Origin of the sequence: Deinococcus metalli, assembly GCF_014201805.1 — a bacterium.
Lineage (GTDB): Bacteria > Deinococcota > Deinococci > Deinococcales > Deinococcaceae > Deinococcus > Deinococcus metalli.
This window is the reverse complement of sequence record NZ_JACHFK010000005.1, coordinates 160,094-185,720: the sequence shown is the minus strand read 5'-3', so window position 1 is coordinate 185,720 and position 25,627 is coordinate 160,094. Positions and strand designations below refer to the sequence as shown.

Here is a 25,627-nt window from a genome sequence, read left to right as displayed (position 1 = left end):
CCCCTTTGAGCGAGAGCGCTCAGCCGTGCATGGCGCGTTCCGGCAGGTCCCGTGGGCCGGGCGCGTCGATGTACGGATCGGGCGGCACGTCGCGGGACGTCATCGGCGCGCTGATCAGGGGCTTGAAGTCCTCGTCGGCCACGAATTCCCAGCGGCGCCGGCCCAGCAGCGCCATGCCGAAGCTGGCGACAAGCACGGCCAGCAGCGCCAGCATGAACGCGGCGGAGCGGCCCTCCAGGGCGCCGCTCAGGGCGTGGCTCAGCGCGCCGGCGCTCGGCGTGACCGGCAGCCACGCGTGGATCACCTGAATCAGCCGCGGCGCGGTCTCGATGGGCGCGCTGCCGCCCACCACGGCGAGTTGCAGCACAAGCAGCAGCAGCGCGAGCAGGCGCCCGGTCGCGCCGAAGCACACGACCAGCGCCAGCACCAGCATCAGGAAGGTGGCGCCTGTGACCACGGCGGTCAGCACGGCCTGCGCGGGGTGCAGGATCTCCACGCCGATGGCATGCACGCCGAGCAGCACCAGCACGGCCTGGGCGGCGACGAGCGCGGCCGGTACGGTGGCCTTGCGCAGCACGCGGGCAAGCTGCGCACTCCGGCGGCCGCTGCGGGGCAACTGCTGGTACGGGAAGATGAAGGTGGTCAGCGTCACGCCCATCCACAGGCTCAGGGCGACGACGGCCGGTGCGAGGGCCGCGCCGTCGGTCCGGACCGGCGCGAAGGTCTGCACGGCGGGAGCCACGCTGACATTCAGGCGGGCCGGGTCGCCGGTCAGCGCGTCGAGGCGTGGGGGAATCTGTCCCTGAAGGCTGGTCAGGTCCGCGAGGAGCCGACCGGCTCCGACGTTCACGTCGCTGGCGCCCCGTTGCAGGTCCGTGGCGCCGGACGCGACCGCAGCGAGGGTCTGGCCGAGCGTGCCGCTGGTCGTGGCGAGCGTGCGGGCACCGCCCGTCACGGCGGTCAGGTCGCCCTGACCCGGCAACTGGCCGCGGAGCCGGGCCAGCGAGGCCCTGAACGCCACCGTGCTGTCCGCGAGGGTCGAGACGCCCGCCTGGAGGGTTCCCGCGTCGCCCTGCACGCTGCGGGCGTCTGCGGCGGCCCGGGTGGCCCGGCCGGCCAGCGCGGCGGCGCCGGTCTGCATGCCCTGCACGCGGCCGGCGAGGTCCGTCGCGTCGCGGCCGAGGTCGCGCACGCCCTGCACGGCGGCGGCCGCGCCGCTGCGCGCCGCACCGGCCTGCGTGGTCAGCTGGCCCGCGGCGGTCGTCAGGGTGCGAGCGCGGGTGGCGAGTGGTCCGGCGCCGCTGGACAGTGCCCTGGCCTGTTGCGCGGCGGCGGTGACCCCGGCCCGGGCGGCGCTGAGGGTGGCCGCGCCTGCGGCCGGGAGGGGAGCGGCCGCCACCGGGGAGGCAGCAGGGCTGCCGGCCGCGCGGCGCAGGGGCGCGCCGAGCTGGTCCAGTCGGGCACGCAGCAGGACGCTGTCGGCCCGCACGCGCTCCGCCTGGGCGGCCAGGGCAGCCACGTCCTCGCGCACGGCCTGCGGCACCAGGAACTGCGTGCGCAGCGTGGCGTTCATGCGGGCGAGCTGCTGGGCGAAGGTGCCGGCGCTGACGCTGAACTGCCGCGCCCGGGCGCTCACCTGCACGAGGCCGCTCTGCAGCGCGGGCAGGGCCGGGTCCGCCGGCGTGAGCGTGCGGGCGCCGGTGTCCAGGGTGGCCGCGCTCGCCGCGAGCTGGGCAGCGCTGCCGGTCAGCTGGGTCAGGCGGCCCTGGAGGTCCGGCAGGGTCACGGCGAGCTGCCGGGCACCGGCCGACAGCCGGGTGGCGTCCGCGCTGGCGGCGCGGGCCGAGGCGGCGACGCGCGCCGCCGTGCCGGCCAGCTGCTCCACGCTGGCGAGCACGGCGGGCAGGGTCTCGGCCAGCGCGGCGCTGCCCTGCCCGAGCTGCCGGGCGCGGCCGGCGGCGGTCCCCGCGCCGTTCGACAGGGTTCCGGCGCTGCCGGCCAGGGTGCCCAGGTCATCCGTCAGCTGGCCGGTGCCGGCGGCCACCCGGGTCGCGCCGGCCCGCAGGCGCGAAAGTTGATCCGGGCCGGGTGTGGCGGCCTCCAGCGTCTTCAGGTCGGTCGCCAGCCGGCCGGTACGGTCGCCCAGACGGGTAACCGAGCCTGACAGGGTTGCCGCGCCGCGCACGAGCTGCCGGCTCTCGCCCGCGGCCTGCGTGGCGCTGGCCGCGAGGGTGCCCGCACCGTACGCGAGCTGGCGGGTGCCGATCTTGAGCTGCGTGGCTCCGTCGGTGAGGCGGTCGGTGGCACTCCGCAGCGCGGTCAGCTGCTGCTGGGCGCCCACCAGGGTGCGCTGTACGATCGACCAGCGGGTACTTCCCAGCGTGGCGTTCAGCTCGGCGGCCAGGTCGTCCGAGAACGCGGTGGCGACGCGTCCGGCGAAGGTGGTGGGTCCTCCGGCGACATAGACGTTCAGCGTGCCGTGCTGGGCGCTGCTGCCGGCGGCCGCGAACCGGGTGAAGGTCTGCGGAATCGTCAGGGCAAAGGACGCGTCGCCGCGCCGCACCGCGTTCTGCGCCGCGTCCTCGGTGGCGTAGATGGTGTAGCGGAATTTCGGGGTGGCGGTCAGGTCGCGCAGCAGGTCGCGGCCCAGAGCGGCGCGCTGGCCCCGGATCACCGCGCCCTGATCGAGGTTGACCAGGGCCACCGGGAGCGTGTCCAGGTGGCCGGAGGGGTCGAGCGCGCCAGCGAGGGAGAGGACGGCGTAGCCGAGCGGCGCGGCGGTGATGACGGCGGCGGCCAGCCACATCATCGGCCAGCGCCACAGCCGACGTTCGGCGGGACCCAGTCGGCGGTAGTCGTCGCGCGTGGCATGGAGGAAGAGGGGGGCGCGTGCGGGCATGGGCTCTCCTGGAATTGTGGGGAACGACGTCGGGACGACGGGGAGTATGATGCCTCGACAGGTGAGGATGATTGTTTGCTGACACTTGGTCAGGTGACATAATGTCAATTGAGTGCTAGACTCAGGGCATGCCCTCTCCGTCCGCTCCGCGCCGCCTGGACGCCGATACCCGGCGCGCCCAGCTCCTCGAGGCCGCCCAGGCGCTGTTCATCGAGCGCGGCTTCGAGGGCGTCGGCATGAACGACGTTGCCCATGCGCTCGGCACGTCGCGCCCCACGGTGTACGCCTACTTCACGTCCACGGAGGCGATGCTGCGCGCGCTGCTCGACGCCCGGCTGCCGGCCCTGTGGCAGCGGCTGCGTCCGCTGCTGGACACCGGCACGGGGCTCGCGGCCCTGGACTACGCCGCGATCTTCACGGCCCTGCTGCACGAGCGCGACCTGCTGCTGCTGATGCACTCCGGCGGCGGCCCCACCTTCCGCGAGGAGCGCGCCCGCTTTCTGGACGAACTCGCCGCCCTGCTCGCTCCGTACCGGCCGGAACACGCCGCGCGGCACGACGGAGCGCTCAGGATCGTCACGCTGCTGCTGGAGGCGGTGGCCGTCGAGTCCCTGCGCCACCCCGGCGCCACGCCAGGGGACGTGGACGACACCCTCGCGGCGTTCATCGCGGGCGGGCTCGCGGCCCTGCGGCGCGCTCCCGCGTGACGGTTCGGGTGGGTAGACTCGGCAGATGAGCGACGCGTCTTCCCCTGCCCGGCCGGTGCCCGCTGACGTGCTGGTGATCGTGGGCGGCTCCATGGCGGCCGTGAAGGCCCCGTCGGTGCTGCGCCGCCTGCGCGAGCGCGGCGTGACGGTGCGGGTGATCGCCACGCGCGCCGCGCTGGCCTTCATCACGGAGCTGAGTCTCAGCACCGCCGCCGACGGGCCGGTCGGCACCGACGCGCAGTGGTTCGAGGCCCGCCCCGACGCCCTGCACCTGACCCACGCGAAGGTGGACGCGGCCGTGGTCGTCGGCGCGTCGGCCGAGCTGCTGGCCGGCGCGGCGGGCGGGCACGCCGGCGACCTCGCGCTGGCCACGCTGCTGAGCGTGCAGGCACCGCTGCTGTGGGTGCCCGCCATGAACGAGGCGATGTGGCGCAGTCCGGCCGTGCAGGCGAACGTGGCGCGGCTGCGAGGGTGGGGCCACGCCTTCCTCGGCCCGGAGGTCGGCGCCTTCGGCACGCACGGCGAGGGCTCGGGCGTGGGCAGGATGGCAGAACCCGAGGACATCGCCGCGCGGGTGCTGGACCTGCTGCGCCCCAGCCCGCGCGACCTGGAGGGCCGCACCGTGGTCGTCTCGGCCGGGCCGACCCGCGAGTACCTCGATCCGGTGCGCTTCATCAGCAATCCGTCCAGCGGCAAGATGGGCTTCGCGGTGGCCGAGGAAGCCCGTGACCGCGGCGCCCACGTGACCCTGGTGACCGGCCCCGTGACCCTGGCCGACCCGCCGGGCGTGACCACGCTGCGGATCGAATCGGCCTTGGACCTGCGCGACGCGGTGGTCGCGGCGGCCCGGGGCGCGGACATCGTGGTCATGACGGCTGCCGTGGCGGACTACCGGGCGGCCGAACAGGCCGGCGAGAAGCAGGCCAAGGTCGCCGGCGACGTGACCATTCACCTCACGCCCAATCCGGACATCCTGGCGCAGCTCGGGGCCGAGAAGGGCGCGCGGGTGCTGGTGGGCTTCGCCATGGAGACGCACGCGGGCGTGGAGCGGGCCGCCGCGAAGGCCGCGCGCAAGAACGCCGACTTCATCCTGCTGAACTACCCCACGCGCGAGGGCACGGCCTTCGGCGGCGACGACAACCAGGTCACGCTGGTGCGCCCGGACGGCACCCATGAGGACTGGCCGCGCGTCAGCAAACGCGAGGTCGCCCGCCGGCTGCTGGACGAGGCGGTGCGGGTCCGCCGGGAACGCGTCCCGGGCTGAAGGGGGCCGGAGCTGAGGCGTGGCAGTCGTCCTGCCCCTGACCGTCAGACCTCCCTGAACGCGGTCCTTCGCCCAGCGTCCACGGCCTGTCCCGCCGTTAAGGTTTGATGCCTGCACCGGGCTGAACAGCTGGATACGCTGCGGACGTGAGTGTCGACCTGAACACCGTCCTCCAGGAATTGCATGGCATGGTGCAGCGGCCGGCCCACGGTGCCCCGCCCCCCCCTGCCGGCGCCCCCGGCACGCCTGGACCCCTCAGCGGAGCGCGCGCGTGATGCGGACCGTGCTGCGCCTGCGGCAGCTGACCGAGCAGTTCTGGTTCATTCCGGCCGTCATGACCGTCCTCGCCGTGGTGCTGGCTGAGCTGGGCGTGGAGGTCGAGGAGACGTACGGCGTGCCCTACACCCTGCATTTCGTGTATGGCGGCGGCGGCACGGGGGCGCGCAGCGTGCTGTCGGCCGTGGCGAGCAGTTCCATCGGCGTGGCGGGCACGGTCTTCTCGATCACCATCGCGGCGCTGTCCTACGCGGCCGGCAGCATGGGGCCGAGGCTGCTGGACAACTTCACGCGCGACCGGGGCAACCAGATCACGCTGGGCGTGTTCATCGCCACCTTCGCGTTCTCGCTGTACTCCCTGCGCGCCGTGTCCGGCACCGAGGACGTCCCCTTCGTGCCGCACTACAACGTGACCGGCGCCATGCTGCTCGCGCTGGCGTCGGTCGCCGCGCTGGTGTACTACCTCGCTCACGTGACCTCCAGCATCAACATGACCCGCGTGGTCAACCTGCTGCGCGACGACCTGACGCGCACGCTGGAGGGGGCCACCCAGGAGCGCGAGGGCGACGGCCACCCCAACGCCTCCCCGCCGCCCGAGACCTTCTGGGAGAGCGGCGCGGTACTGCGCGCGCCCAGCGGCGGCTACCTGCAACTGCTGGACGTGGAGGCCCTGACGCGCGCCGCCACCCGCGCAGACGCCGCCGTGCGGCTGTACGTGCGGGTCGGCGATTACGTCTTTCCGAACTCGGTGATCGCGCGTGGCGTGCCGCACCTGCCCGCAGGCGTGGTGGACGCCCTGACCGTGGGCCCCACCCGCACCACCGGGCAGGATCTCGAATACAGCGTGCGGCAGCTCGCCGAGGTCGCCGCACGCGCCCTGAGCCCCGGCACCAACGACCCCGTGACCGCCATCGACGTCATCGACCGCTTCGGAGACGCGCTGTGTACCCTGGAGAGCCGCGAGTGGCCCGGCGGCACCGTGTACGTGGACGGCCAGCTGCGGCTGGTGCGGCCCGTCACCGACTACGCGGGCCTGCTCGACGGCATGTTCCACATGATCCGCCAGTACGGCAAGGGCGCCCCCGCCGTCGTCCTGCGCGTGCTGGAAGTCCTGCGCAATGTCGCCGACTGTACCCCGGACCCGGCGCGCCAGCGCGAACTCCGGCGCCATGCCGACCTCGTGCGGGAGGACGCGGCGGCGAACATTGAGAACGCCAGCGACCGCCGCGACGTGCAGGACCGCTACGACGCCTTCCTGGGCAGCCTGCGCGAGGGGCCCGCAGACGAACGCTGACAGGTGGAGTGGGCGGAACGCGGCAGAGCTCTTCAGCCGCCCGTGTTCATCATCCTCTGGCCGTTTTGCGGTGGCGCCTTGAATTATTCACCCCATTTGCATAATCATGGGGGGCGTGCCCGCCGCGCTCAGCAAGGAACAGCGTCAGAAACGCATTCAGGACATCATCGCCCGCGAGAGCGTCTCGACGCAGGGCGAACTGGTGGCGCGCCTGCGCGAGGACGGCATTCAGGTCACGCAGGCGACCGTCAGCCGCGACATCAACGAACTGCGGCTGGTTCGCGTCCCGGTCGGCAAGGGCCGGCACCGCTACGCGCTGGCGCACATGACCGGCCACAGCAACGTCGAGGGCGAACTCGCGCGGCTCTTTCAGAACTTCGTGCACGACATCGACCGCGGCGAGAACACCCTGGTCATCCGCACCGCCGACGGCCACGCGACCGGCGTCGCCATGCTCCTTGACCGCCTGCGCCGCGACGACATCGTGGGCACCATCGCCGGCGAGGACACCATCTTCGTCCTGGCCCGCACCGTCGCCGAGGGTGAAGCGCTGCTCGAGGAATTCCACGAACTGATGCTGGGATGAAGCAGCAGAGGGCACAGAGCGTAAAGGCCTGAGCCCTCTGCTCCCGACCCCACGGCTTCCTACGGCACGTCCTCGTCGTCCAGATCGGGAATGTTCCCCACCGGGAGCTGCACGTGCGCGGCGGTGCCCTCGCCCACGGTGCTCTCCAGCCAGATGCGGCCGCCGTGGGCGTCCACGATGCCGCGCGCGATGCTCAGGCCCAGGCCCGCGCCGCCCTGGTCGCGGCTGCGGCTGTCCTCCAGGCGGTAGAAGCGGTCGAAGAGGCGCTCAAGCTGGTCCGGGGGAATGCCCGGTCCGTCGTCGCGGACGCTCAGGCGCACCTGCTGGCCGTCCAGCACCGCCTGGCTCTGCAGCGTGATGGTCTTCGCGCCGGCCTTCAGGGCGTTGCTGAGCAGGTTGATGATCACCTGCTTGAGACGGTCCGGGTCGCCCTCGAAGGCCACCTCCTGCCCCATGACGCGGATGGTCGTCTGCTGCGCCTGGGCCAGCGGTCCGAGTTCCCGCCCGATCTCCGTGAGGAACAGCGTGGACAGGATCGGCGCTTTCTGCATCACCAGCGCGCCCGAGTCGCTGCGCGCCAGTTCCAGCAGGCTGGCGATCAGGTTGGTGAGGCGCTCGGACTCGTTCTGGATGATGTTCAGGCTCTCCTGCTGCTGCCCGGTCGGGCTGGTGCGGCGCAGCAGATAGCTGGCGTGCCCGCTGATGGCCGTGACCGGCGTGCGCAGTTCGTGGCTGGCGTCGCTGGTGAACCGCCGCTGCGCCTCGAAACTGGCTTCCAGGCGGCCCAGCATGCCGTTCAGGGCCTGCGCCAGCGACTGCACCTCGTCGCCGGTGGCGGGCTCCGGGACGCGCTGGGCGAGGGTCTGCCCGCCGATCTTCTCGGCGGCGCGCTGCACCTGCCGCAGGGGGCGCAGTGCCTGCCCGGCCAGGAGGTACGCGCCCGTGCCGGCCGTGACCAGCCCCGCCAGGAACAGCAGCAGGATCACCGAGCGCAGCCGGGTCAGGGTGGTGTTCAGGTCGTCCATGCTGCGGCCCACGTACACCAGGCTCAGCACCGTGTCCTCATCGCCCGGCAGGATGCTGGTGGCCTGGCGCACCGGGGCGAGCACGACCAGCAGCCGGATCGGTACAGGCTGGGCGTTGATCGAGTCGCGGCGGGGGTAGTTCAGGTACAGGCGGCCGCCGCTGGACCGGATCAGGTCGCTCAGCTGCGCGTCCGTCAGCTTGACCGGGAACGCGCAGTCGAAGCCCAGCGAGCTGCGGGTGTACTCCTGCACGTAGCGCAGGGTGGACAGCGTCGCCTTGCCGTTCGCCCCGCCCAGGGAGCCCATCAGGCCCTGCTGGGTGTAGAACGGCAACTGCTCGACCTGCAGGTTCGAGTTCGAGAACAGGTAGCGTGACGTCAGGCCCGCGTCCGGTCCCTGGTCATTCGGCGCGGCGTCCGGATCACAGGAGTTCAGAGAGATGGTGGTGGACGTGGCGGCAAAACGCGTGTACGTCTCCAGCATGTCCTTGTCGAGCGCGTCAATCAGACTGTTGCGCATCAGGTACAGCGTGGTGACGCCCACGACGAGCAGCAGCGCCGCCAGGAGCGCCGTGTAGAAGAGGGTCAGCCGCCAGCGCAGGGTCATGGCCAGCCTCCCGTCGCGGCGCCGGGCCGCGCCCACGCCGGCGGGTGGGGGCTGGCCGCGGCGCCCCCGGTCGGGCAGGCGGGGGAAGGCAGCTTATTCCTCGCGCAGCACGTAGCCGACGCCGCGCACGGTATGGATCAGGCGGCGCTCGCCCCCCTCCTCCAGCTTGCGGCGCAGGTAGCCGATGTACACGTCCACGACGTTACTGCCGCCGGTGTACTCGGGCCAGACCTTCTCCTCGATCTCGAAGCGCGAGAAGACCTTGCCGGGATTGCGGGCGAGCAGCTCCAGCAGCTCGAACTCCTTGGCGGACAGTTCCACGCGCCGGCCGCCGCGGAAGATCTCGCGCCCGTCGAGGTTCATGACCAGGTCCGCGACGCGCACCTCGCCGGTCACGGCCGGGTTCACGCGCCGCAGGTGGGCACGCACCCGGGCGAGCAGTTCCTCGATGGAAAAGGGCTTGATGAGGTAGTCGTCGGCGCCGGAATCCAGGCCCTCGACCTTGTCCTGGATGCCGTCCTTGGCCGTGAGGATGATGATCGGGGTGTTGCTGGTCTTGCGGATGCGCCGCGCGACCTCCAGGCCGTCGAGCACCGGCAGCATCAGGTCGAGGATCACGAGGTCCGGGTTGACTTCACGGAATTTGGACAGGCCGGTCACGCCGTCGAAGGCGACCTCGGTGGCGTACCCTTCGGCAGCGAGTTCCAGCTCGATAAAGCGGGCAATGTCTTTCTCGTCCTCGATGACGAGTACCAGGGGCTTGCGTTCCATACCCGCAGTCTAGAGATGGCTCTCATGAGAATACGGCCGCGGTGCTTAATCTACTTTCATGCGCAGGATCGGCGACGGCGCAGGCCGCAGTCGCAGGCTGACCGCGTCGCACACCGGCCCGAAACCCCTCAGGGCGAGCGGCGCGTGCGAGTCGTGGAGCACGCTGGGCAGGACCATCTCCGCCACGCGGCGGCACGCCAGCGTCTCGCCCACAGCGGCGGCGTCGCACAGGCGCCGCGCGTAATTGACCGGCAGGCCGTACGCGCTGCGCTGCCCTCCCACGTGGCCGGTGAGGACCTCGCCCACCGCGACACCGGCGCGCAGGCGCAGGTTGATGCCCAGCATGCCGGCCAGCGACAGCCGCGCGGCGCGGTCATGCGCCTCGAGCGCCGCGCAGCACGCGCTGTCGGTGTCCTCGGCCTCCCAGTACGCGAGGACGGCGTCGCCCTGATGCTGGAGCACGTGACCACCGCGCGCCTCAAAACTGAGAATCATGAGCTGCACGAACTCGGTCATGACCGCCATGTACGCCGGCAGGGTCAGGATGTGCGCGAGCGTGGTGCTGCCGACCAGATCCACCAGCACGAGACACGCCGTCCGGGTGTCGGCGGCGGTGCTGGGAAGGGGCAGCAGCTTGGTCATGGATTGCAATTATCATGCCGCACACATGAATCGGGCGGAAGGCCACCGTCAGACAACACCAGCTCAACCGTTCACAAACGGTTGCCCCTGATCCCAACCTGACGCGGCGCCGTGGGAACGGCGCTCAGCGGTACGGCGCGCCGTCGTCCTTCCCGAGCACGAAGCCGTGCAGCGGCGGCGCCGTCCGGAACGCCACCCACTCGCCAGGATGCAGCGCCGGACCGCGCGCGAAGCTCGCCAGCACCAGCGGCACGCGCGCGTGTACCACCCACGTGCTGCGGCCCACCTCCAGCACCCGGCCACGGCCCTCAATGCCCGACACGCCCTGCACCGTCAGCGTCTCGACGCGTTCCTCGTCCTCCGGCAGCTGGGTCAGTTCCTCCACGATGCCGTGCACGACCACCCGCGCCGGTCCGGGCGGCGCTCCGTACGGCCCGCAGCGGTCGAACAGGTACAGCACCCGCCCGCCTGCAGAGAACTCCAGCAGCGGACTGCCCTCCACCTGCGCGTACAGCGTGCCGGTGGCCGCGAACGCCGCGTACTGCTCCCGGAACTCCCGCTCGGAACTCTCCAGCGTCATCCGGCGCTCCCACCCGGCACGGACGCAGCGGGGCCAGGAACGCGGGGCGACGGGGCGGGGGTACAGGCGGCGGGGCGCATCACGAGGATTCTAGCGGGCCGCACGCGCCGTCCTGATCCAGCCACTCCAGCGTGGGCCGGGGCGCGTCCGCCGCGTCCAGCAGCGCGTCCGCCCGTTCCAGCGCGAAGGTGCCCTCGACCTCGCGCTGCACGTGGATCAGCACCAGGCCCCGCAGCCGCTCCAGCACCGCCCAGCCCACCGAGTGCGCGTCCTGGGCGTCCCGCGCGCGCGCCAGCACCGTCAGCGCCCATACCTCCTGGCCCTCCCGGAACGCCTGCCCGGCGCCGCCCGGCACCAGCGACCTCAGGTCAGGGTGCGCCATGTCACGTCCGCGATCACGCCCACGAGCATGGTCAGGGCGAGCCACATGTTCGCGTCGAAGAACGCCACGTTGACCCGCCCCAGATCCTGCGGATTCACGATGCGGTGCTCGTACAGCAGGATGCCGCCCATCACCAGCGCCGCCAGGACGTACCAGAAGCTCGCGCCCGTCACCACCCCCACCACCAGCAGGCCCACGAAGGTCAGCGCGTGGCTGACGGCCGCGATCCGCAGCGCCGTGGGAATGCCGAAGCGCGCCGGAATACTCTTGATGCCGTTCGCCACGTCGAAGGCGTAATCCATGGTCGCGTAGATCACGTCCAGGCCGATCATCCAGAAGATCACCACCGCCCACAGCGCCCACGCGCCCGGTGCGAAATGACCCGTCACCGCGATCCAGCCGCCCGCCGCCGCCGCGCCGTCCGTCACGCCCAGCCACGCGTGGCACAGCCACGTGAAGCGCTTGGTGTACGGATACCCGATCAGGAACGCCACGGCCAGCGGCATCAGCACCAGGCACAGCGGATTGAGCTGTGCTGACGCGACCGCCAGCACGACCAGACTCAGGAGGACCAGCGCCCACGCCTGCCCCGGCGAGACCTTGCCGGACGGCACCTCCCGCCCCGCCGTGCGCGGATTGCGCGCGTCGATGGCGCGGTCGATCACGCGATTGGCGCCCATCGCCGCCGTGCGCGCCGCCGCCATCGCCACCGTCACCCAGATCAGGGTGTGCCACCCGGGCCAGCCGGTGCCGCGCGCCTGCATGCTCGCCAGCAGCATCCCGGCATACGCGAACGGCAGCGCGAACACCGTGTGCTCGAACTTCACCAGATCCAGAAAGGTCTTCACGCGCGCCGCGCCGCCACTCACCATGCCGCCCTCACGATCCCGCAGGATACGCGGCTCCGGCCCGCCGCACACGCCACAGGTCACACGGCGCCGCGCATCTGCTATCATTCCGGACGCGCGCAGGAACGAGGCGTAGCGCAGGCCGGTAGCGCACTTGGTTTGGGACCAAGGGGTCGCTGGTTCGAATCCAGTCGCCTCGACCACCCGCTCGGAACCCCCGGCAGGACGCGCGCACTGCGGGATTGGTGTAGTGGTAGCACAGCAGCCTTCCAAGCTTCTGGCCTCGGTTCGAATCCGTGATCCCGCTCCAGCCTGAAGCTCCCGTCCAGGGAGCTTTCTTCATTCCGCACGCGCCCTTAGCTCAGCTGGATAGAGCAACCGCCTTCTAAGCGGTCGGTCGCAGGTTCGAGTCCTGCAGGGCGCGCCACGACAATCCCGGCCTGGCGCCGGGGTTTCTGTTGATCGCCGCTCCGTGGGCGAGGTGGAGGCCGCTGATACCAGGGCGTCCACAGGTGCGCCGGACGCGCGTCGGGGCCACCGTATAGTGGGCTCGACCTGTCCACGCGGCCGGGTTGCCTCCACCGGCCTCAGAGGAGCGACATGAAACGAATGCTGGCGCTGCTGACCGTGACCCTCGCTGCCTGTGCACCGCAGTTCACGCCTCGTCCGGACGCGACGCCCTTCACCGGGTACGTGGCCGTCGGAGACAGCATCACGGCCGGGTTCCAGTCCGCCGGCCTCACGGCCGAGTCGCAGCGGGCCGCGTATCCCCACCTGCTCGGGCAGCGGGCGGGCGTGGACGTGCCCATGCCGGAGATCGGTGAGCCCGGCTGCCCCCCGCCGGTCGGGGTGAAGGGTGAGGCCAACTGCGAGCGCACGCACCCGGAGATCGTCTCTCCGGACGTGGCGGTGCCCGGCGCAAAGGTGCACGACGTGCTGGTCACCACCGACACGCAGGTGACGGACCCGGACCCCCAGCTGTACGACCCGCGGCTGTACCGCGCGATCCTGGGGGCCGGGGTCACGCAGATCGACGCGGCCACCGCACGCAAGCCTAAGTTCGTGACCGTGTGGATCGGCAACAACGACGTGCTGCTGCCCACGCTCCGCGGCGACCTGACCAAGGCCACCCCGCTGGAGAGTTTCCGCACGGATTACGCCACGGTCATCGAGCGCCTGAAGGCCGCCGGCGCCCAGTATGTGGTCTTGATGACCATTCCCGACGTCACGCGTGTGCCGGCCCTGGTGCCCGTGCGGCTGCTGAAGTTAACGGGCCTGGTGGACAGCTCGTGCGACGGGCAGGAGAGTTACTTCGGTACAGGCACCCTCGCCACCGCCAGCAAGGACAAGCCGCTGTCGTGCACGTCGCCGGAAGTGCTGACGAAGGACGAATACCTGCGCGCACAGCAGATCGTGGAGGGCTACAACGACGCGATCCGCACCATCGCCGCGTCGCACGGCGCCGTGGTGTTCGACGTGAATGCCGTGCTGAACACGCTGCCGGGCCGGCCGCTGATTCCCACCGCGTCCTCGCCGTTCGGGCGGACGTTCAGTCTCGACGGCGTGCACCCGAGCAGCTTCGCGCACGCGCGCTTCGCCCAGGCGCTGGCCGCCTTCATGAACGAGCAGTTCGGAACCAGCATCAATCCGTACTGAGGCTGCTGCTCCGCTCTGGGCTCTCCTGGCCGCCCGATGGCCTCGCCGCCATGAGGGCGTCCAGCCCATCCGGATGGCCGTGGTGACCGGAGGCGTACACTCGCGCGCAGTGAGTGCCGCACTGCCCCCGCTGAACGCCCGCGCGCTGCTGCTCGCCCTGATGATCACGTTCATCTGGGGCGTGAACTTCATCGTGATCAAGTGGAGCGTGGCGGACGCGTCGCCGCTGCTGGTGGCGGCGCTGCGCTTCGCGGTGGCGGCGGTGCCGGCCGTGTTCTTCGTGCCGCGCCCCCGCGTGCCGGCCGGGCTGCTGTGGAGTTACGGGCTGATGGTGGGCGTGGTCCAGTTCGGGCTGCTGTACCTCGCCATCCAGCTCGGCATGAGCGCCGGCCTGGGCTCGCTACTGATGCAGATGCAGGCGTTCTTCACCGCCCTGCTGGCCGCACGCTTCCTGGGCGAACGCGTCCAGCCGTGGCAGGTGGCGGGCATCACGCTGGCCTTCGCCGGCATGGGCGTGATCGGAGCCCTGTCCGGCGGCGACCTGACGGCGCTCAGCCTGGGCCTGACGCTGACGGCCGCGCTCGGCTGGGCGGTCAGCAACCTGCTGGTACGCGCGTCGGGCGGAGCGAACATGTTCTCGCTGGTCGTGTGGAGCGCCCTGATTCCGCCCCTGCCCCTGACGCTGCTGGCCGGCGTGACGGGCGGGTGGGCAAGTGTGGGGCACACCCTGACGCACTCCGGGCCGGGCTTCTGGGCGGCCATCGTGTTCATGGGTCTGGGCAACACCGTGCTGGGATTTGGCGTATGGGCCGCGCTGATTCAGCGGCACGGCGCGGCCCGCGTCGCGCCGCTGTCACTGCTGGTGCCAGTCTTCGGCCTGATCGCCAGCGCCATCGCGTACCACGAGGCCTTTCCACCCGGCAAGGCGCTTGGGGCCACGCTGGTGTTCACGGGCCTGATCCTGCACGTGTTCGGGCGCCGCTGGTGGCCCACGCGGGCCGCGCCAGCCATCGAATAGCGGCCGGCGTTCCCATAGGTCAGATCACGGTGTGGGCAGGATCTACGTCAGAGGCGGCGGGTCGGCCGAACCGCATTGACCGTGTTGCGGAGCATGCGCCGGAAGGGCGCCGGCAGCAGCGCGTGCTTGAGGAAGCGCAGCAGTTCCAGCGCCGTGGGCCGTGCCGAGAGCAGAGACCGGCCCAGGACCGCCAGGCCACGGTAGTCCCCGGCGGCGGAGGCGCGCGGAGCCAGCTGGAACAGCAGGAAGCCGGCGAAGGCCCGGTCGGACAGGCGGGAGGCCTGCCAGTGCTCGCGGGCCCAGTGCAGGTTGTCTTCCCAGATCAGGTGTCGGCTGCCGGAGGGCCGCGCTTCTCCCGAGTAGTAGATCGTCAGGCTCGACGCCTTCTCGCGCGGCACCTGATCGAAGCCCACGCCGGGCACCTGTTCGGCCCGCAGGAGCCAGTCCCAGTCCTCCTGGCTTTTCAGGCCCTCCTTGAAGGGCACGTTCAGCATCAGGGCGCGCGGCGCGAAAAAGAGGCTGCTGACCAGCACGCACTCCTCGTCCTTCAGCGTCCGGCGTACCATGAGGTAGTCACCGATGGGCTCGCTGTCCTCCAGGGGACGGGATGGATGCAGGCGGTCGCCGGCGGGGGTCCGCCCGATGTACCCGTTGAATACCACCGGGAACTCGTGAACGGAACGCCGCGCCGTGGCGGCCTGCTCCCACAGCTTGTCCGGACGCCACTCGTCATCATCGTCCAGAAAGGCGATCCACTCGCCGCGGCTGTGCCGAACGCCGGCATTGCGGGCGGCCGATACACCGCCCTGTTCGGACAGGGCCACGAGGGTGACCTGCGGGCCGACTGCCTCCAGCATGGCGGGAGTTTTCCCGTCTTGGCCGTCGAGCACGACGATGATCTCGACATTCGGATAGGTCTGGTTCAAGGCGCTTTGGAGTGCCCGCTCCCGCAGCAGCTCGGGGCGATTGTAGGTGGGGATGACCACAGAAATCAGGGGGTGTTCTGTACTGAAACGGGTTGCCGTCATATAGACCTCGCGCTCTTCGGACACCACCACAGCAGACATGGAAAGGCACAGGACACTGCCCCTCGTCAGCCATGCCATGCGCTGTTCCGATACCCGGAGTCTACCGACTGCCCTCCCACGGCGCGGAAGAATTGACCGGTCCTACCATTCATTAAGTATCAATGACGCAGCCGGCGAAATATGCATGCAACTCGCCCCGCTGACTTAAATACGGTCGAGCTAGAGCAAGGCAGGCGGCCGTGTCAAATGACAAGTGGGGTTGGCCGTAAACAACTGGTAACGCCTCAAGAGGGTGCTCTGATGGCTGGCTACTCCCGCTGCCGGTACACGGTCAGGGCGTGGCCGTCGGGATCGCGGGCATCGAGGGCCTCGCCCCAGCCCATGCGCTGAAGTTCGCCCACCTGTGCGCCGGCAGCCAGCAGAGCGTCCCGCGTGGCCGTCACGTCCGGCACTGCGAAACCCAGTTCCACGCCGCCCGGCTCGGCCGCCGCGCCGCCCGCACCCGGCGGCTGAAAGATCAGCGTGACGCCGCCCGCGTCGAGCATCACGAAGCCCGGCGAGGCGCGGGGCGAGTCCGGCAGGCCGAAGACCGAGTGGTAGAAGGTGCGAGACGCCGCCGGGTCACGCACGGCCAGCGTCACGTTGCGGAGCTGACCCCGCCCGCTCACGCTCGGTCCTGCGCGTCCAGCGCCTTCACGATGCGTTCGCTCCACGTACGCCCGGCGTCGCCGCCCCACAGCAACCACGCGATGTACCCGCGCGACGGCGGCTGACCGTTCTTGCCGTCCTGGTCGAGATTGTCTCCAGCGTGTCGGGGAAAGTACCGGCTGATGTGCCGCACCTTGCGGGCCGTGACGGTGCCGCCCGCCGCGAGCAGCCGGGCGGTCGCCTCGCCCACCTTGGTGCCGCCGAAGCCATGCTCCGTGCGGAGATCGAGGCCGCGTTTGGCGTTCGCCTGCACGTTCTTCGGAATGCCGAGATCCACCGCCCTGTTCGCCATGCTCCACCGTGCCAGACGCGGGAACACGGCGCTGTGGCCGACCGTGCAGTTCGGCGGACAACCCGGCCGCCCAGACCGGCCCGTCGCATACCCTGGTCAGCATGTCCCCCCTGCTGCTCGACTCGCACATGCACACGCCCCTGTGTGGGCACGCGACCGGCACGCCCCGCGAGTACGCCCAGGCGGCGCTGGACGCCGGCCTGGCCGGCATCTGCTTCACGGACCACATCCCTATGCCCGCGTGGTACGACGCGCCGTGGCGCATGCGGCGAGATCAGCTCGCGCAGTATGTGGAGAGCGTGCGGGACGCGCAGCAGGAGTTCGCGGGGCGGCTGGACATTCGGCTGGGCCTGGAGGCGGACTTTCACCCCGGCACGGAACGGTACGTGGAGGGCGTGCTCAGCGCCTACCCCTGGGATTACGTGATCGGCAGCGTGCACTACATCGGCGCGTGGGGCTTCGACAATCCCGAGTACGCCGCCGAGTACGACGCGCGCGACCTGCGCGGCCTGTACCGCGACTACTACGTGCTGGCCGAGGGCGCGGCCAGGAGCGGCCTGTTCGACGCCATCGGGCACCTCGACCTGCCCAAGAAGTTCGGGCACCGCGACCCCGACGGCTACGCGGCCCTGCACGCGCTGGACGTGATCGCGGAGGCGGGCCTGAGCCTGGACTTCAACACCGCCGGGTGGCGCAAACCCGTGGCCGAGGCCTACCCCGCCCCGGACCTGACCCGCCTCGCCGCCGAGCGCCACATTCCCTTCGTGCTGGGCAGCGACGCGCACAAGCCGGAGGAGGTCGGCTACCGCTTCACCGACGCCATCAAGCAGATTCACGACGTGGGCGGGCGGATCGTGGCGTACCAGGGACGGGTGCGGCACGGCTGAGGAGCCGCGAGCCCTGGGCTGCTGACCGCTGACGTGGCCTCGGAGCCCGCTACTCTGGGCGTATGTCCGACATCACGAAAAAATCGCTGGTGGGCGTGCTGAAGACCACGGCCGACCTGCTGGACCTGCTGGGGGTGGGCGACGATCCCTTCCGGGCGCAGGCGTTCCGCAGCGCGGCGCGCAGCCTGGAGGGCGTGGACACCGAAGTGGAGGCCCTGGCGGCGCGCGAGTTCGCGGGCGTGCCCAAGGTCGGCAAGGCCATCGCCACGGACCTGCTGGAGTACGTGCAGACCGGCGTGTTCGGGCCACTGGAGGACGCCGCGAGCCTGATTCCGGCGGGCGTGCTGAGCCTGTTCCGGGTGCGCGGCCTGGGCCCGAAGAAGATCCGCGCCCTGTGGGACGCCGGCATTGACTCGCTGGAGGGCCTGCGCGAGGCGTGCCGCGACGGCCGCGTGGCGGCCCTGAAGGGCTTCGGGGCCAAGAGCGCGGCGTCCTTCCTGGAGGCGGTGGAGTTCGCCCTGAGCGCGCAGGAACGCCAGCACCTCAGCACCGCGCTGGAGGTCGCGTCGGTGCTGTGCGCCCGTCTGGACGGTCTGGAGCCGCGTCTGGCGGGCGACGTGCGGCGCGGCCTGGACACCGTGCGGGTGGCGCGCGTGACCGTGACCGCCGCGCCGGAGGCCGTGCAGGAGCGCCTGAGCGGCGTGGTCGAGGGCCTGGCACCCGTCGAGCGCAAGCCCCTGCTCGCGGGCCGCGTGGACGGCGTGCCGGTGGAGATCGCATACGCGCCCACGCCGGGTGTGCGCGGCGCCCTCGACCTGATGATGGGCGGCAGCACCGCGTACCGCGAGGCCCTGCGTGGGGAGGCCAAGGCCCAGGGGTTCGACCTCAGCGGACGCGGCCTGACACGGGACGGGCAGGTGCTGGACACGCCCAGCGAAGCGGACGCCATGCGCGCCCTGGGCCTGCCGCTGCGCCCCGCCGAGTACCGCGAGCCCGAGCACGACGAGGTCTGGCAGACCCTCCCCCACCCGGAGCAGCTCGTGACCGTGGGCGACCTGCGCGGCATGCTGCACACGCACTCCACATGGTCCGACGGCGCGGCGTCCATTGCCGATATGGCCGCCGAGACCATCCGGCTGGGCCACGGTTTCCTGGGCACCGGCGACCACTCGCGCGCCGCGCACTACGCCAACGGCCTGAGCATCGAGCGCCTGCGCGCGCAGCTGAAGGAAGTCCGCGAGTTGCAGGCGGCCGGCGTGCCCCTGGTGGCCGGCGCGGAGGTGGACATCCTCGACGACGGCACGCTGGACTACCCAGACGACGTTCTGGCCGAACTCGACTACGTGGTCGCCAGCGTGCACAGCCTGTTCACCCTGGACGCCGCCCGGCAGACCGAGCGTCTGATCCGCGCTGCCAGCCATCCCCTCGTGACCATCCTGGGGCACCCCACCGGCCGCCTGCTGCTGCGCCGCCCCGGCTACGCCCTGGACCTGGACGCCGTGCTGGCCGCGTGCGAGCACCACGGCACGGTCGTGGAGATCAACGCCAACGCCTACCGCTTGGACGTGGACTGGCGCGTCGCCCTGGCGTGGCGCGGCCGCGTGACGTTCGCCATCAACACCGACGCGCACGTGCCCGGCGGCCTGCGCGACGCCAAATACGGTGTGATGGTGGCACGAAAAGCCGGGCTGACGCCGGAGCACGTGGTGAACACGCTGGAGCGGGACGACTTCTTGGCATTCGTGGCGCGGCAGCGCGCGGGACGCTAGGCCACTCCCGGCGGGCATGACATGACGTTGACTTGCCGGACGCTCAAAACCTAGACTCGGTGCGTCCTCTTCTGTGGCTCTTCCGTCTGGGCGCTGTCCGGCCCGCTCCCAACCGCCGCTCTGGCGCGGATGTTCCGTTCGTATCGGGCCTGCCCGGTTCAGCAAAGGAGTTCCCATGAAGCGAATCCTGACCGCCACCCTCGCCCTGAGTCTAGGCGCCACGCACGCGCAGAAAATCGATACGATCACCATCGGGGTGGCCGTGGCGCAGACGAGCAACACCGCCCTGCTCGGCCAGGAACAGGTCATCGGCGCGAAGTTCGCGGAGAAGTTCCTGAACGCCCGCGGCGGCATCAACGGCACGCCCTTCAAGCTGGTCTTCCAGGACACCGGTGGCGACGAGGCCGGCACCATCAACGCCTTCCAGAATCTGATCACCAAGGACCGCGTGGTAGGCATCGTGGGGCCGACGCTCTCGCAGCAGGCCTTCGCGGCCGACCCGATCGCCGAGCGCGCCAAGGTGCCGGTGCTGGGGCCGAGCAACACGGCCAAGGGCATCCCGCAGATCGGGGACTTCATCGCCCGCGTGTCGGCGCCGGTCGCCGTGGTCGCCCCGAACGCCGTGAGGCAGGCGCTGAAGCTCGACCCGAAGATCAAGAGCGTGGCCGTGCTGTACGCGCAGAACGACGCGTTCTCCACCTCCGAGACCGGCACCTTCCAGGAGACCGCCAAGGCCCAGGGCCTGAACGTCGCCACGGTGCAGAAGTTCCAGACGACCGACACGGACTTCACCACACAGGTCACGGCCGTGCTGAACGCCAACGTGCAGCTCGTGATCATCTCGGGACTCGCGGCCGACGGCGGGAACCTCGTCAAGCAGCTGCGCCAGCTGGGCTACAAGGGCCTGATCATCGGCGGCAACGGCCTGAACACCTCCAACATGTTCCCGGTGTGCCAGCAGCTGTGCGACGGCGTGATCATCGCCCAGGCGTACAGCCCCGCGCAGGCCAGCGCCGCCAACCAGGTGTTCGTCAAGGAATACACCGCGCAGTACAAGAAGGCTCCGCCGCAGTTCGCCGCGCAGGCCTATGCCGGCGTGCAGGTCATGGTCGAGGCCCTGAAGGCCATCGACCGCAAGAAGAAACTGAACACCTGGGAGCTCGCGGACCTGCGCGTGGAGCTGAACAAGCAGATCCTGGCCGGCAAGTACAACACGCCGCTGGGCCCGATCGCCTTCGACAAGGAAGGCGAGGTGCAGCAAAAGGAGTTCTACGTCGCGCAGATCAAGATGAAGGACGCCAAGAACGGCACGTTCGTGTACCTGAAGTAATGGGCTGTGGGCGGCGGGCCGTGAGCAGAACCGATTGACCTCATCGTCCGCCGCTCAGCGCCACGTCTCCGCCGTCAGCCCCCCTGGACGCTGGCGGCGGCGCCCTGAAAGGAGACCGCATGGAGTTCAGTCAGTTCGTCCAGAACCTCATGAACGGCCTGGCGATCGGGAGCGTGTACGCGATCTTCGCGCTGGGATACACGCTGGTGTTCTCGATCCTGGGCATCATCAACTTCGCTCACGGCGCGGTGTTCACGCTGGGCGCGTATTTCACGTACACGCTGGTGGTCGGGCAGTTCGAGAACAACGGGCTGCTCAAGGGTGTGAACCTCTTCCCGACCGGCTCGCCGCTCTCGGGGCAGCCCCTGACTTTCGCGCTCGCCACCCTGATCGGCGCGGTGCTGGCCGGACTGGTCGCCGTGCTGATCGAGCGGCTCGCGTTCCGGCCGATGCGCTCACGCGGCGCCGACCCGCTGCTCGCGCTGGTCAGTTCACTGGGCGTGGCGCTGGTGATCGTGAACCTGATCCAGCTCCTCGTCGGCGCGGAGATCTACAACTTCCCGTCGGACGCCTACGGCAGTACACCTCCCGCGCTGTCGTTCACGCTGGGCGGCAAGATCGTGATCATCCGCACCGTGCAGGTCATCATCTTCGCGGTCAGCCTGGTGATGCTGGTGATCCTGGGGTACGTGATTGGCCGCACCAAGATCGGCAAGGCGCTGCGGGCGGTCGCGGAGAACCCCACCACCGCGTCCCTGCTGGGCATCAGCGTGGACCGCTTCATCCTGATCACGTTCTTCCTGTCGGGCTTCCTGGGTGGGCTGGCGGGCACGCTGGTCGGCACGGCCTTCGGCGTGGCCGGGCCGTACTTCGGCGTGGTGTATGGCCTCAAGGGGCTCGCGGTGATCGTGCTGGGCGGCCTGGGCAGCATTCCCGGCGCGGTACTGGGCGGGCTGGTGATCGGGCTGGCCGAGGCCTTTGTGCCCGCGCAGTACTCGGCGTACAAGGACGCGGTGGCATTCGCCCTGCTGTTCGTGATCCTCCTCGTGCGTCCGCAGGGCCTGCTGGGCCGCAGCGTGATCCAGAAGGTATGAGATGACCGACTTCCTCGCCACCTACGGCTTTCTGCTGGTGACCATGATCCAGGCGGGCCTGCTGGGCCTGAGCCTGTACTTCCCGCTCCAGGCGGGGCAGCTCAGCCTCGCCAGTCCCGGCTTCTACGCGGTGGGCGGCTACACGGCCGCGATCATGCTCACCAACCCGGCGTTCTCGGGCCTGCGTGAGGCCCTGGGCAACGGCATGTTTCCGCTGACGTGGCTGGTGGCGGCGCTGCTGGCCGGCGTCCTGGGCCTCGCGGTGGGCGTGCCGGCGCTGCGGCTGCGCGGCATCTACCTGGCGCTGGCGACCATCGCGTTCGTCGAGATCCTGCGCGTGATCAGCCTGAACCTGACCATCACCGGGGGGGCCATCGGGATCTTCGGGATTCCGCAGCCCTTCGGCATTGCCGACCGCTGGCAGTACGTGTTCATCTTCGGGCCACTGCTGATTCTGGCGCTGCTCTTCGCGCGGCAGCTGGAACGATCGCGGGTGGGCCGCGCCCTGCGCGCGATCCGCGAGGACGAACTGGCGGCCGACGCCATGGGCGTGCCGCCCACGCAGTACAAGGTGCTGGCCTTCGTGATCGGCGCGGTGCTGGCCGGCATCGTGGGGGCCATGAGCGCGCCGCTGCTGAGTTCGTGGAACGCCCGGCAGGGAACCTTCGACGCCAGTATCGCCACGCTGGCCTTCGTGCTGATCGGCGGCAGCCGGAACATCTGGGGGCCGGTGGTGGGCGGCGCGCTCCTGACCGCCGTGCCGGAGGTGCTGCGCTTCCTGGCCGACTGGCGGCTGGTGATCAACGGGCTGGTGCTGGTCGTGGCGAGCCTGTACCTGCCGCAGGGCATCGTGGGCGCGCTGACGAACCTGGGCCGGCCGCGCCCGCCGCAGCGGCCCGTGCCGAGCGCGGCGGAGGTGAAGCCGTGACGGCCGCGCCGGTGGTGCTCGAGGCACGGAACATGACCCGGCGCTTCGGCGGGCTGGTCGCCGTGAACGACGTGTCCTTCGACGTGCGCGAGGGCGAGATCTTCGGTCTGATCGGCCCGAACGGCGCGGGCAAGACCACGCTGTTCAACCTGATGACCGGCCTGACCCCGCCCTCAAGCGGCACCCTGAGCTACCGGGGCAAGGCGGTCACTGGCCTCCAGCCCAACCGCGTGGCTGCCCTGGGCCTGAGCCGCACCTTCCAGAACATCCGACTGTTCCGGGGTCTGAGCGCGCTGGAGAACGTGAAGATCGCGCAGCACCAGCGCACGCACACCGGGCTGTGGCGCGGCGTGTTCGGCGGCGCGCGGGCCGAGGAGGCGCAGGTGGAGCGCCGCGCGTGGGAACTGCTCGACCTGGTGGGCATGGGCGACCGGGCCGGGGAACTCGCCGCGAACTTCAGCTACGGCGACCAGCGCCGCCTGGAGATCGCCCGCGCCCTGGCGACCGGGCCGCGCGTGCTGCTGCTTGACGAGCCCGCCGCCGGCATGAACACCGCCGAGAAGGGGCAGCTGACCGGGTTCATAAGACAGGTGCGCGACCAGTTCGACCTGACGGTGCTGGTCATCGAGCACCACGTGCCGCTGGTCATGAACCTGTGCGACCGCGTGGCCGTGCTGAACTTCGGGCAGCTGATCGCGGTGGGCGACCCGGCCAGCGTGCAGCGCGATCCGAAGGTCATCGAAGCGTACCTGGGAGGTGAGTGACGTGCCGCTCCTCGAGATCGAGCACCTGAGCGTGAACTACGGCGCGATCCAGGCCGTGCGCGACCTGTCGCTGACTGTAGAGGAGGGCGAGGTGGTCACGCTGATCGGCGCGAACGGCGCGGGCAAGACCACCACCCTGCGCGCCGTGTCGCGGCTGCTGCGGCCCGTGTCGGGCAGCGTCCGCTTCGCCGGGCGCGACATCACCCGCGTGCCGGCCGACGAGGCGGTGAAGCTCGGCATCGCGCAGAGCCCGGAGGGCCGGCAGGTCCTCGCGCGCCAGAGCGTGCAGGACAACCTGGAACTCGGCGCGTACACCCGCTCCGGCCCCGAGGTGCGCTCGGACATCGCGCGCATGTACGAGCGCTTCCCGCGCCTGGGCGAACGCCGCGATCAGCTCGCCGGCACGCTGTCCGGCGGGGAGCAGCAGATGCTTGCCATCGCCCGCGCCCTGATGAGCCGTCCCCGGCTGCTGCTGCTGGACGAGCCGTCGCTGGGTCTCGCACCGATCATCGTCCGCGAGATCTTCGCGATCATCCGCGACCTGAACGCGCAGGGCGTGACCATCCTGCTGGTCGAGCAGAACGCCAAGCTCGCCATGAACGCCTCGCACCGGACCTACGTGCTCGAGGCCGGGCAGATGACCTTCCACGGCGACAGCGCGCAGCTCGTGAACGACGAGCGGGTGCTGCACGCCTACCTGGGCGGGTAGGGGCACAAGGGAGCGGCGCCGCCCTGCATCGGGTCGGCGCCGCGTTCAGCTCTCCCGAGACGTCAGCTCGCGCCGACGCGGTTCAGGCCGTCCTGCGCGGGCTTGTAGTTCGGGTTGAGTTTCAGCGCGCGCTGGTAGTTCTCGCGGGCCTTCACCCTGTCCGGCGCGATGGCGCCCGCGCCCCGCTCGTAGCTCAGGCCCAGGTAGTACGCGTACTCGGGCGTGCTGCTGCCCAGCGCGGCGGCGCGCGTCAGGTTCTCGCGGGCGGACTTCAGGTCGCCGCCGTCGAGGTTCAGGCGGCCCAGGTAGTAGTAGAACTCCGGGTAACGCAGCGGGTCGAGCTTCACGGCGGCGTTCAGCTGCGCGGTGGCAGTGCCGGTATCCTTGGCGAGATAGCTGACCACGCCGTACTGCCCGACCGCGTACGCGTTGGTCGGGGCGAGCTTCGCGGCCTGCGCCGCTTCCGGGCGCGCGGCCGTGAGGTTGCCGCTGAGGGCCAGCAGCTTGGCGTAGTACGCGCGGTTGTACGGATCGCGCGGGTCCGCGATCACGGCCTGCTGGAGGTAGTCGAGCGCGACCGGCAGGTTGCCCGTGGCGTAGTACATGTCGCCCAGGTTGTACAGGAAGATCGCGTTGTCGGGGTTCAGGGTGCTCGCCTGCTTGAACGCGTCGATTGCCTGCGGGCCGTCGCCCTGCAGGCGGTACACGTAGCCGCGCTCGTTCCACACCTTGCTCAGGCTCACGGCGCGGTCCGTGCCGGTCTGCGCCTGCGCGAGGGTCTCGGCGTCGGTCAGCACGCGCAGCGCCTCGGCGAGGTTCCCGGCCACGCTGGCGCGGTCGCCGGCCCCGATGTACTGCTGCTGGTACGCCTGCGACAGCGCGATGTACGCGCTCATGTTGCGGCTGTCCACGCCGATCAGCTTCTTCAGCGTCTCGATGGCGGCGCTGTACAGCCGCAGTTTCACCTGCGAGCGGCCCAGGCCCAGCAGGGCGTTGCTGTTGGTCGGCTCCAGTTCCGACGCGGCGCGGAACGACACGTACGCCTCGTCGTACTTGCCCTGCTCGTAGTAGAAGACGCCCAACGCCACGTAGTTCGCGGCGGGAATGGGCCGCGTCTGCGGAGCGGCCGGTACGGCCGGTGTGGTCTGGGTCTGGGCGGGCGGCGCGGCCGGTTGGGTCTGGGCGCGCGCGGCGCCCACAGACAGACCCAGCGCCAGCAGGCCGATGAGGGTGGGGCGTACTTTCACTCGGAAACCTCCGTGGGGCTCAGCCGTCCTGGGGGCGGTGAAACCCGGCCCCCGTGCTGTCCTGTTGGGACATGATCGCATGATATGGGAACCCGCTTCACGCACAGGTGAAGTGGCTGTGAGGAGAAGCGGGCGCGCAGCGGGCACCCAGCCAGTGTCCCCGCCCTCCTTGACGGCGATCTGATGTCGGTGCAACGCGGACGCCGCCCCCGAATGGCGGGGCGGCGCTTCCTGAAGCCGGGCGGCGTTACGCCAGCAGCGCACCGACCATTGCGGTGGCGCCCGTCATCTCCAGCATTTCCTCGGTGCCGACCAGC

General features: G+C 70.6%; 25 protein-coding genes and 3 tRNA genes. 17 read left to right on the top strand and 11 right to left on the bottom strand.

The window, feature by feature from the left end; genetic code table 11:
- Positions 1 to 19: 19 nt before the first annotated feature.
- On the bottom strand, positions 20 to 2,899 hold the full coding sequence (locus HNQ07_RS11595; protein WP_184111921.1) for a YhgE/Pip family protein: 2,880 nt from the start codon (positions 2,897 to 2,899) through the stop codon (positions 20 to 22).
- 128 nt (positions 2,900 to 3,027) lie between these two features.
- Between HNQ07_RS11595 and HNQ07_RS11590 the strand changes: the two genes are divergently transcribed.
- From HNQ07_RS11590 to argR, 5 genes are all read left to right on the top strand, one after another.
- A complete protein-coding gene (locus HNQ07_RS11590; RefSeq protein WP_184111919.1) occupies positions 3,028 to 3,606 on the top strand; it encodes a TetR/AcrR family transcriptional regulator in 579 nt (192 codons plus the stop codon).
- A gap of 25 nt (positions 3,607 to 3,631) precedes the next feature.
- Positions 3,632 to 4,870 (top strand): bifunctional phosphopantothenoylcysteine decarboxylase/phosphopantothenate--cysteine ligase CoaBC, encoded by a 1,239-nt coding sequence (coaBC, locus tag HNQ07_RS11585; protein WP_184111917.1) that lies wholly within the window; start codon positions 3,632 to 3,634, stop codon positions 4,868 to 4,870.
- A 146-nt stretch (positions 4,871 to 5,016) separates the two neighbouring features.
- Complete coding sequence (locus HNQ07_RS24060; protein ID WP_260322886.1) at positions 5,017 to 5,145, top strand: hypothetical protein; 129 nt, start codon at positions 5,017 to 5,019, stop codon at positions 5,143 to 5,145.
- The gene (locus tag HNQ07_RS11580; RefSeq protein ID WP_229831964.1) at positions 5,145 to 6,440 is read left to right on the top strand and encodes a DUF2254 domain-containing protein; all 1,296 of its coding nucleotides are present in this window, start codon (positions 5,145 to 5,147) and stop codon (positions 6,438 to 6,440) included. Before HNQ07_RS24060 ends, HNQ07_RS11580 begins: the two co-directional genes overlap by 1 nt.
- A 115-nt stretch (positions 6,441 to 6,555) precedes the next feature.
- Entirely contained in the window at positions 6,556 to 7,026 is a 471-nt protein-coding gene (gene argR / locus HNQ07_RS11575; protein ID WP_229831954.1) for an arginine repressor, read from the top strand.
- 59 nt (positions 7,027 to 7,085) lie between these two features.
- Here the strand turns inward: argR and HNQ07_RS11570 are convergent, their stop codons facing one another.
- From HNQ07_RS11570 to mqnP, 6 genes are all read right to left on the bottom strand, one after another.
- Positions 7,086 to 8,657 (bottom strand): sensor histidine kinase, encoded by a 1,572-nt coding sequence (locus tag HNQ07_RS11570; RefSeq protein ID WP_184111911.1) that lies wholly within the window; start codon positions 8,655 to 8,657, stop codon positions 7,086 to 7,088.
- 93 nt (positions 8,658 to 8,750) lie between these two features.
- A complete protein-coding gene (locus HNQ07_RS11565; protein WP_010887388.1) occupies positions 8,751 to 9,428 on the bottom strand; it encodes a response regulator transcription factor in 678 nt (225 codons plus the stop codon).
- A 45-nt stretch (positions 9,429 to 9,473) separates the two neighbouring features.
- Complete coding sequence (locus tag HNQ07_RS11560) at positions 9,474 to 10,070, bottom strand: adenylate/guanylate cyclase domain-containing protein (protein WP_184111909.1); 597 nt, start codon at positions 10,068 to 10,070, stop codon at positions 9,474 to 9,476.
- Positions 10,071 to 10,194: 124 nt separating this feature from the next.
- Positions 10,195 to 10,650, bottom strand: a complete 456-nt coding sequence (locus tag HNQ07_RS11555) for a hypothetical protein (protein WP_184111907.1) — start codon at positions 10,648 to 10,650, stop codon at positions 10,195 to 10,197.
- A 79-nt stretch (positions 10,651 to 10,729) separates the two neighbouring features.
- Positions 10,730 to 11,032: a hypothetical protein gene (locus tag HNQ07_RS11550; RefSeq protein WP_184111905.1), complete on the bottom strand. Its 303-nt coding sequence runs from the start codon at positions 11,030 to 11,032 to the stop codon at positions 10,730 to 10,732.
- Entirely contained in the window at positions 11,014 to 11,904 is an 891-nt protein-coding gene (gene mqnP, locus HNQ07_RS11545; RefSeq protein ID WP_184112175.1) for a menaquinone biosynthesis prenyltransferase MqnP, read from the bottom strand. Before mqnP ends, HNQ07_RS11550 begins: the two co-directional genes overlap by 19 nt.
- 102 nt (positions 11,905 to 12,006) lie before the next feature.
- On the opposite strand from mqnP, the gene HNQ07_RS11540 reads away from it, so the two are divergent.
- From HNQ07_RS11540 to HNQ07_RS11520, 5 genes are all read left to right on the top strand, one after another.
- Positions 12,007 to 12,083 (top strand) — tRNA-Pro (locus HNQ07_RS11540).
- A gap of 33 nt (positions 12,084 to 12,116) precedes the next feature.
- Positions 12,117 to 12,190: transfer RNA gene (locus tag HNQ07_RS11535), tRNA-Gly, on the top strand.
- Positions 12,191 to 12,230: 40 nt separating this feature from the next.
- Positions 12,231 to 12,307 (top strand) — tRNA-Arg (locus HNQ07_RS11530).
- A gap of 173 nt (positions 12,308 to 12,480) precedes the next feature.
- Positions 12,481 to 13,536, top strand: a complete 1,056-nt coding sequence (locus HNQ07_RS11525) for a GDSL-type esterase/lipase family protein (protein WP_184111903.1) — start codon at positions 12,481 to 12,483, stop codon at positions 13,534 to 13,536.
- Between the two features lie 130 nt (positions 13,537 to 13,666).
- The gene (locus HNQ07_RS11520) at positions 13,667 to 14,554 is read left to right on the top strand and encodes an EamA family transporter (RefSeq protein ID WP_260322909.1); all 888 of its coding nucleotides are present in this window, start codon (positions 13,667 to 13,669) and stop codon (positions 14,552 to 14,554) included.
- 47 nt (positions 14,555 to 14,601) lie between these two features.
- Here HNQ07_RS11520 and HNQ07_RS11515 read toward each other — a convergent pair whose 3' ends face one another.
- The 3 genes from HNQ07_RS11515 to HNQ07_RS11505 form a co-directional block, all read right to left on the bottom strand.
- Entirely contained in the window at positions 14,602 to 15,660 is a 1,059-nt protein-coding gene (locus HNQ07_RS11515) for a glycosyltransferase family 2 protein (protein ID WP_184111899.1), read from the bottom strand.
- 230 nt (positions 15,661 to 15,890) lie between these two features.
- Positions 15,891 to 16,250, bottom strand: coding sequence for a VOC family protein (locus HNQ07_RS11510; RefSeq protein ID WP_184111897.1), 360 nt, complete (start codon positions 16,248 to 16,250; stop codon positions 15,891 to 15,893).
- Positions 16,247 to 16,582 (bottom strand): DNA-binding protein, encoded by a 336-nt coding sequence (locus tag HNQ07_RS11505; RefSeq protein ID WP_184111895.1) that lies wholly within the window; start codon positions 16,580 to 16,582, stop codon positions 16,247 to 16,249. The genes HNQ07_RS11510 and HNQ07_RS11505 overlap by 4 nt, the downstream gene beginning before the upstream one ends.
- A 101-nt stretch (positions 16,583 to 16,683) precedes the next feature.
- On the opposite strand from HNQ07_RS11505, the gene HNQ07_RS11500 reads away from it, so the two are divergent.
- The 7 genes from HNQ07_RS11500 (at position 16,684) to HNQ07_RS11470 (ending at position 24,063) form a co-directional block, all read left to right on the top strand.
- Entirely contained in the window at positions 16,684 to 17,469 is a 786-nt protein-coding gene (locus HNQ07_RS11500; protein ID WP_184111893.1) for a histidinol-phosphatase HisJ family protein, read from the top strand.
- Between the two features lie 62 nt (positions 17,470 to 17,531).
- A complete protein-coding gene (locus HNQ07_RS11495) occupies positions 17,532 to 19,238 on the top strand; it encodes a helix-hairpin-helix domain-containing protein (RefSeq protein WP_184111890.1) in 1,707 nt (568 codons plus the stop codon).
- Positions 19,239 to 19,413: 175 nt separating this feature from the next.
- On the top strand, positions 19,414 to 20,568 hold the full coding sequence (locus HNQ07_RS11490) for an ABC transporter substrate-binding protein (protein WP_184111888.1): 1,155 nt from the start codon (positions 19,414 to 19,416) through the stop codon (positions 20,566 to 20,568).
- Between the two features lie 119 nt (positions 20,569 to 20,687).
- Positions 20,688 to 21,662, top strand: a complete 975-nt coding sequence (locus HNQ07_RS11485; protein WP_184111886.1) for a branched-chain amino acid ABC transporter permease — start codon at positions 20,688 to 20,690, stop codon at positions 21,660 to 21,662.
- Position 21,663: 1 nt separating this feature from the next.
- On the top strand, positions 21,664 to 22,590 hold the full coding sequence (locus HNQ07_RS11480) for a branched-chain amino acid ABC transporter permease (RefSeq protein ID WP_184111884.1): 927 nt from the start codon (positions 21,664 to 21,666) through the stop codon (positions 22,588 to 22,590).
- A gap of 32 nt (positions 22,591 to 22,622) precedes the next feature.
- The gene (locus HNQ07_RS11475) at positions 22,623 to 23,354 is read left to right on the top strand and encodes an ABC transporter ATP-binding protein (RefSeq protein WP_184112173.1); all 732 of its coding nucleotides are present in this window, start codon (positions 22,623 to 22,625) and stop codon (positions 23,352 to 23,354) included.
- A gap of 1 nt (position 23,355) precedes the next feature.
- Entirely contained in the window at positions 23,356 to 24,063 is a 708-nt protein-coding gene (locus HNQ07_RS11470; RefSeq protein WP_184111882.1) for an ABC transporter ATP-binding protein, read from the top strand.
- A 62-nt stretch (positions 24,064 to 24,125) separates the two neighbouring features.
- On the opposite strand, the gene HNQ07_RS11465 is transcribed toward HNQ07_RS11470, so the two are convergent.
- A complete protein-coding gene (locus HNQ07_RS11465) occupies positions 24,126 to 25,310 on the bottom strand; it encodes a tetratricopeptide repeat protein (RefSeq protein WP_229831953.1) in 1,185 nt (394 codons plus the stop codon).
- Between the last annotated feature and the right edge of the window lie 317 nt (positions 25,311 to 25,627).

What these genes read in the sequence shown, in the direction of transcription:
- HNQ07_RS11595 (WP_184111921.1), bottom strand. Translation starts at nt 2,899, where the DNA reads ATGCCCGCACGCGCCCCCCTCTTCCTCCATGCCACGCGCGACGACTAC.
- HNQ07_RS11590 (WP_184111919.1), top strand. Translation starts at nt 3,028, where the DNA reads ATGCCCTCTCCGTCCGCTCCGCGCCGCCTGGACGCCGATACCCGGCGC.
- coaBC (WP_184111917.1), top strand. Translation starts at nt 3,632, where the DNA reads ATGAGCGACGCGTCTTCCCCTGCCCGGCCGGTGCCCGCTGACGTGCTG.
- HNQ07_RS11580 (WP_229831964.1), top strand. Translation starts at nt 5,145, where the DNA reads ATGCGGACCGTGCTGCGCCTGCGGCAGCTGACCGAGCAGTTCTGGTTC.
- HNQ07_RS11570 (WP_184111911.1), bottom strand. Translation starts at nt 8,657, where the DNA reads ATGACCCTGCGCTGGCGGCTGACCCTCTTCTACACGGCGCTCCTGGCG.
- HNQ07_RS11565 (WP_010887388.1), bottom strand. Translation starts at nt 9,428, where the DNA reads ATGGAACGCAAGCCCCTGGTACTCGTCATCGAGGACGAGAAAGACATT.
- HNQ07_RS11560 (WP_184111909.1), bottom strand. Translation starts at nt 10,070, where the DNA reads ATGACCAAGCTGCTGCCCCTTCCCAGCACCGCCGCCGACACCCGGACG.
- HNQ07_RS11555 (WP_184111907.1), bottom strand. Translation starts at nt 10,650, where the DNA reads ATGACGCTGGAGAGTTCCGAGCGGGAGTTCCGGGAGCAGTACGCGGCG.
- HNQ07_RS11550 (WP_184111905.1), bottom strand. Translation starts at nt 11,032, where the DNA reads ATGGCGCACCCTGACCTGAGGTCGCTGGTGCCGGGCGGCGCCGGGCAG.
- mqnP (WP_184112175.1), bottom strand. Translation starts at nt 11,904, where the DNA reads ATGGTGAGTGGCGGCGCGGCGCGCGTGAAGACCTTTCTGGATCTGGTG.
- HNQ07_RS11525 (WP_184111903.1), top strand. Translation starts at nt 12,481, where the DNA reads ATGAAACGAATGCTGGCGCTGCTGACCGTGACCCTCGCTGCCTGTGCA.
- HNQ07_RS11515 (WP_184111899.1), bottom strand. Translation starts at nt 15,660, where the DNA reads ATGGCATGGCTGACGAGGGGCAGTGTCCTGTGCCTTTCCATGTCTGCT.
- HNQ07_RS11505 (WP_184111895.1), bottom strand. Translation starts at nt 16,582, where the DNA reads ATGGCGAACAGGGCGGTGGATCTCGGCATTCCGAAGAACGTGCAGGCG.
- HNQ07_RS11500 (WP_184111893.1), top strand. Translation starts at nt 16,684, where the DNA reads ATGTCCCCCCTGCTGCTCGACTCGCACATGCACACGCCCCTGTGTGGG.
- HNQ07_RS11495 (WP_184111890.1), top strand. Translation starts at nt 17,532, where the DNA reads ATGTCCGACATCACGAAAAAATCGCTGGTGGGCGTGCTGAAGACCACG.
- HNQ07_RS11490 (WP_184111888.1), top strand. Translation starts at nt 19,414, where the DNA reads ATGAAGCGAATCCTGACCGCCACCCTCGCCCTGAGTCTAGGCGCCACG.
- HNQ07_RS11485 (WP_184111886.1), top strand. Translation starts at nt 20,688, where the DNA reads ATGGAGTTCAGTCAGTTCGTCCAGAACCTCATGAACGGCCTGGCGATC.
- HNQ07_RS11480 (WP_184111884.1), top strand. Translation starts at nt 21,664, where the DNA reads ATGACCGACTTCCTCGCCACCTACGGCTTTCTGCTGGTGACCATGATC.
- HNQ07_RS11475 (WP_184112173.1), top strand. Translation starts at nt 22,623, where the DNA reads ATGACCCGGCGCTTCGGCGGGCTGGTCGCCGTGAACGACGTGTCCTTC.